The organism is Mucilaginibacter dorajii, from assembly GCF_024808255.1.
GTDB lineage: Bacteria > Bacteroidota > Bacteroidia > Sphingobacteriales > Sphingobacteriaceae > Mucilaginibacter > Mucilaginibacter dorajii.
Genome location: NZ_JANTYS010000049.1, coordinates 1 through 4,546, shown reverse-complemented (window position 1 = coordinate 4,546; position 4,546 = coordinate 1). Strand labels below are relative to the sequence as shown.

Sequence of the window (4,546 nt, the reverse complement as noted above, 5' to 3'; positions counted from 1 at the left end):
GGCCCCGCTCGTGAAAGCGAATTATGGGCGCTGTTTGATCGTCTTCTGTTTTCATACACTTCTTTTTAGTGTATAGTTTTTCCCGGACGAGTCAGGTTACCATCATCATTGCTGACCAGATTCGAGAACCGGTAGCGCCAATAGCCTTTAGTTTTTTGCATCTAAAAGCAAAGTAAATTGAGGCAGCGGTATTTTCCATTGTCGATACGCATGGCTATATTCTTCAATAAAAAATCTTAAATTGGCTTGTAATCAACCATATATCTTTATGCAAAAAAAACTACTCTTCATTTCAATGCTTTTCGCGCAAGCGGCCTTCGCCCAAAAAACTTATATTCAATGCGGCAAGTTAATTGACGGAACATCGGCGACTGCGCAAACTCAAATAACCATTGTTGTTGAGGGCAAAAACATCATCGATATACAAAAAGGATACACATCCGGTACCGGGGCAGATAAACTCATCAATCTGCAAAGCAAAACGGTAATGCCGGGCCTTATTGATTGCCATGTACACCTCGAATCTGAGTTCAATAAAAATTCCGCTATAGAAGGTTTTACATTAACCGATGCTGATGTTGCTTACCGGGCATCGGTATATGCTAAACGCACCCTAATGGCTGGCTTTACCACCGTGCGCGACCTTGGTGGCACGGGCGTAAATATCAGCCTGCGCAAGGCAATAAGGCAGGGACTTGTTGATGGCCCCAGGATTATAACTGCCGGCAGGGCGATATCAGCCAGTGGCGGCCACATGGATCCATCTGATGGGTTCAGGGATGATGCCTTTAACCATCGCCCCGGCCCGGATGAAGGCGTAGCTGATGGTAAAGACGAGCTGATAAAAGCGGTAAGGCTTCAATTTAAGCGAGGATCTGATGTGATCAAAATAGCATCTACCGGTGGGGTACTGGATTTAAGCGAGGATGGATCGGGCGCGCAATTCAGCATTGATGAAATAAAGGCCGTTGTAGAAACAGCAAAAGATTATGGTCTTAAGGTGGCCTGCCACGCCCATGGCGCCGAAGGTATACGAAGGGCGATACTGGGTGGCGTAACCTCCATAGAGCATGGTACCTTTATGGATGATGAAGATATTAAACTGGCCAAACAGTACGGTACCTGGTATGTGCCTACCATTATTGCTGGCAAATCAGTTGCCGATTCGGCCCGTACCCCGGGCTTCTTTCCGCCGGTAATTGCCCGCAAAGCACTTGAAATCGGTCCCCAAATACAGCAAACTTTTGCCAAAGCTTATAAAGCCGGGGTTAAAATTGCCTTTGGCACCGATGCCGGGGTATATGCGCATGGCAAAAATTATATTGAATTTCAGTACATGGTTGAGGCCGGCATGCCACCTATAGAAGCCATAAAAGCCGCAACCAGCAGCGCCGCCGACCTGCTGGGCATGAGCGCGAAAATTGGCAGCATCAGCAAAGGGAAGTTTGCAGATATCGTTGCTGTTGACGGCGACCCCTTACTTGATATAAAAGCCATGAAAAACGTAAGCTTTATTATGAAAGAGGGGAAAATATACTTTGGCGCAAATTAAAAGTACCGCTAACTTAAACAGCCTGTTGATATTTTTAGCCCCGGTGTTTCGCACACCGGGGCTAAAAATCTTGCTCCATATGCCGACTAATAAGGCGTTTGCCATCAATTGAACAACAAACTTATAGCAGCAAATAATTTTCGTTTACGGTAACATAAAATGCGTTGAAGCGTCATACGTATTTTAACCCCGAAAACTTTTTTGCATGGCGGGTGTATAATGGAGACCGCCCGGCAAACGTTTATTTACTACTAATTCTATATATGACTGATCTGAAACCAATTTCGACACTGCTGTTATCATGCATGCTTGCGGCAGTTTTCACCTCTTCACAGGCACAAACGCCACAACCCGAAGATCCCGCCCTAAAAATTTACCGTGGCGTACCAACAAAAGTTAACGACCTGGTGCATACCAAACTGGATGTACGTTTCGATTACAAAAAACGCTATATGTACGGCAAAGAATGGGTTACCTTAAAGCCACATTTTTACCCAACCGATAGCCTTAGGTTAGATGCCAAGGGCATGGATTTAAAAACCATTGCCGTAGTAAAAAACGGTAAAAACTTCCCGCTGAAATTTACTTACCAGGATAGCCTTAGCGTAGCCATTAAGCTTGATAAAGTTTACCACAACAACGAAAGCTATACCATTTATATAGATTACACCGCCAAACCAAACGAACTGAAGGTAAAAGGCAGCGCGGCCATCAACGATGCCAAGGGTTTATATTTTATTAACCCTGATGGTACCGAAAAAGACAAGCCAACCCAGATATGGACGCAGGGCGAAACCGAAAGTTCATCGGCCTGGTTCCCTACTATTGATAAGCCAAGCCAGAAAACTACCGAAGAGATCAGCATGACCGTATTATCAAAATACGTTACGCTATCAAACGGTAAACTAGTATCGCAAAAAAACAATGCCGACGGTACCCGCACCGATACCTGGAAACAGGATCTGCCACATTCGCCATACCTGTTTATGATGGCCGTTGGCGATTTCAAGATCTATAAGGATAAATGGCGCAACAAAGAGGTAAACTATTACCTGGAACCCAAGTATGCACCATACGCCAAAGAAATTTTCGGGATGACGCCAGAGGCTATTGAGTTTTACTCCAAAACCCTGGGTGTTGATTTCCCATGGTATAAATACTCGCAAATTGTTGTACGTGATTATGTGAGCGGCGCAATGGAAAATACGTCAGCAACACTGCATGGTGCTTATGTACAAGGAACAGCGCGCGAGTTGCTGGATGCCTATTATGATGACGGCCGCAGCACCATTGTGCACGAGCTTTTTCACCAATGGTTTGGCGATTATGTTACTGCCGAAAGCTGGAGTAATTTAACCGTGAACGAATCATTCGCCAATTTTAGCGAAACTCTTTGGGCCGAGCATAAATACGGTAAAGATGTAGCCGATGAGCATAACTATATTGATATGCAAAATTACCTGCAATCGCCGGATGCCCGCACCAAAAACCTGGTTCGTTTTCATTATGCCGATAAAGAAGATGTGTTTGATGTGGTTACCTACCAAAAAGGCGGCAGGATATTGAACATGCTGCGTAATTATTTAGGTGATGCTGCCTTTTTTAAAGGATTAAACATCTACCTGAAAACAAACGCGTTTAAAAATGGCGAGGCCCAACAATTACGTTTAGCCTTTGAAGAGGCCAGCGGCCTCGACCTTAACTGGTATTTTAACCAATGGTATTATGGTGCCGGTCACCCAATACTGGATATCAGCTACAAATGGGATGATGCTACCAAAACCCAAACCGTTTACCTGCAGCAAAGCCAGGATGGTCAGATCTTTAAATTGCCAATGGCTATTGACATTTACGCCGGCGGCAAAAAAACACGCCATAAAATTTGGATGAACGATCAAAACGACACCCTTGCCTTTAAACTGGATGCCAAACCCAACCTGGTAAATGTTGATGGCGATAAGGTGTTGCTTACCAAAAAAACAGACCATAAAACTTTACAGGAATTCGCGTTTCAATACTTTAACGCCCCGCTTTATTTAGACAGGCTGGAAGCCATTAACGCAGCTGCCGATAAACAAACCGATAACGACGGGCAAAAGATTTTGATAGCCGCCTTAAAGGATAAATACTACGGTTTACGCAGTAAAGCCATCAGAACATTAAAGCTTGATAACGATGCTATCCGTAATGCCGCCCAGCCAATCCTGGCTCAAATGGCACAAACCGATGATAACACTTTAACCCGTGCTGCTGCTATCAAAGCATTGGGCAGTTTAAAAGCATCCGGCAACCTTAATATATTTAAACAAGCGTTGAGCAGCCAATCATACGCGGTGCAGGGTGCAGCACTAAATGCTATAGGCTTGGTCGATGGCCCACAGGCCATGACGCTGGCTAAAGGCTTTGAAAAAGACAACAAAGGCGGTCTTACAGCTGCGATATTGGACATTTATGCCACCAACGGCGGCGATGCACAATGGCCATTTGTTTACCAGCAATATCATGAAAGTGGTCCCCAAGCTAAGTTTAACAGCATGCGCAAGTATGCGGCCTTAGCCGGCAGGGTTATAAAACCGGAGTATGCACAACAAGGCATCAGTGAGATAAAAGCCTTTGGTATTACCTACAAAAGCCAGGGTGCCGCCGGTATAGTTGTTCAGTTTATTACAGGCATAAAAGAACAACGCCAGAAATTGAGTGATGATGCATCGGTAAAAGTTGCTGATGAAGCCATAAAAGAGATCAACGACGCGAAGTGATTTTGATGTGCAGATTGTAGATGTGCAGGTGTGCAGATTTCAAATGTGCAGATGATTGTTTTTAAGTTATCATCTCTACCCTGTCATTCTGAGGAACGAAGAATCTTCTTCGCTATAAAAGTCTTCAATTAGCAGCGCGAAGAAGATCCTTCGTTCCTGCCAATGACACATATCTTAATGTATTGATTTTAAACCAATTGCATATTGTGTTTTTTAGCTAACCTTTTTAACGAAG

At 44.3% G+C, this 4,546-nt stretch carries 2 protein-coding genes; both read left to right on the top strand.

Annotation, left to right across the window (positions count from 1 at the left end; translation table 11 throughout):
- Positions 1-268 precede the first annotated feature (268 nt).
- On the top strand, positions 269-1,552 hold the full coding sequence (locus FHS10_RS29185; RefSeq protein WP_259097779.1) for a metal-dependent hydrolase family protein: 1,284 nt from the start codon (positions 269-271) through the stop codon (positions 1,550-1,552).
- 263 nt (positions 1,553-1,815) lie between these two features.
- Positions 1,816-4,311 (top strand): M1 family metallopeptidase, encoded by a 2,496-nt coding sequence (locus FHS10_RS29180; RefSeq protein WP_259097776.1) that lies wholly within the window; start codon positions 1,816-1,818, stop codon positions 4,309-4,311.
- Positions 4,312-4,546: the final 235 nt, after the last annotated feature.

Bases quoted from the DNA above. Each gene is read 5' to 3' on its own strand.
- FHS10_RS29185 (WP_259097779.1), top strand. From the start codon at position 269: ATGCAAAAAAAACTACTCTTCATTTCAATGCTTTTCGCGCAAGCGGCC.
- FHS10_RS29180 (WP_259097776.1), top strand. From the start codon at position 1,816: ATGACTGATCTGAAACCAATTTCGACACTGCTGTTATCATGCATGCTT.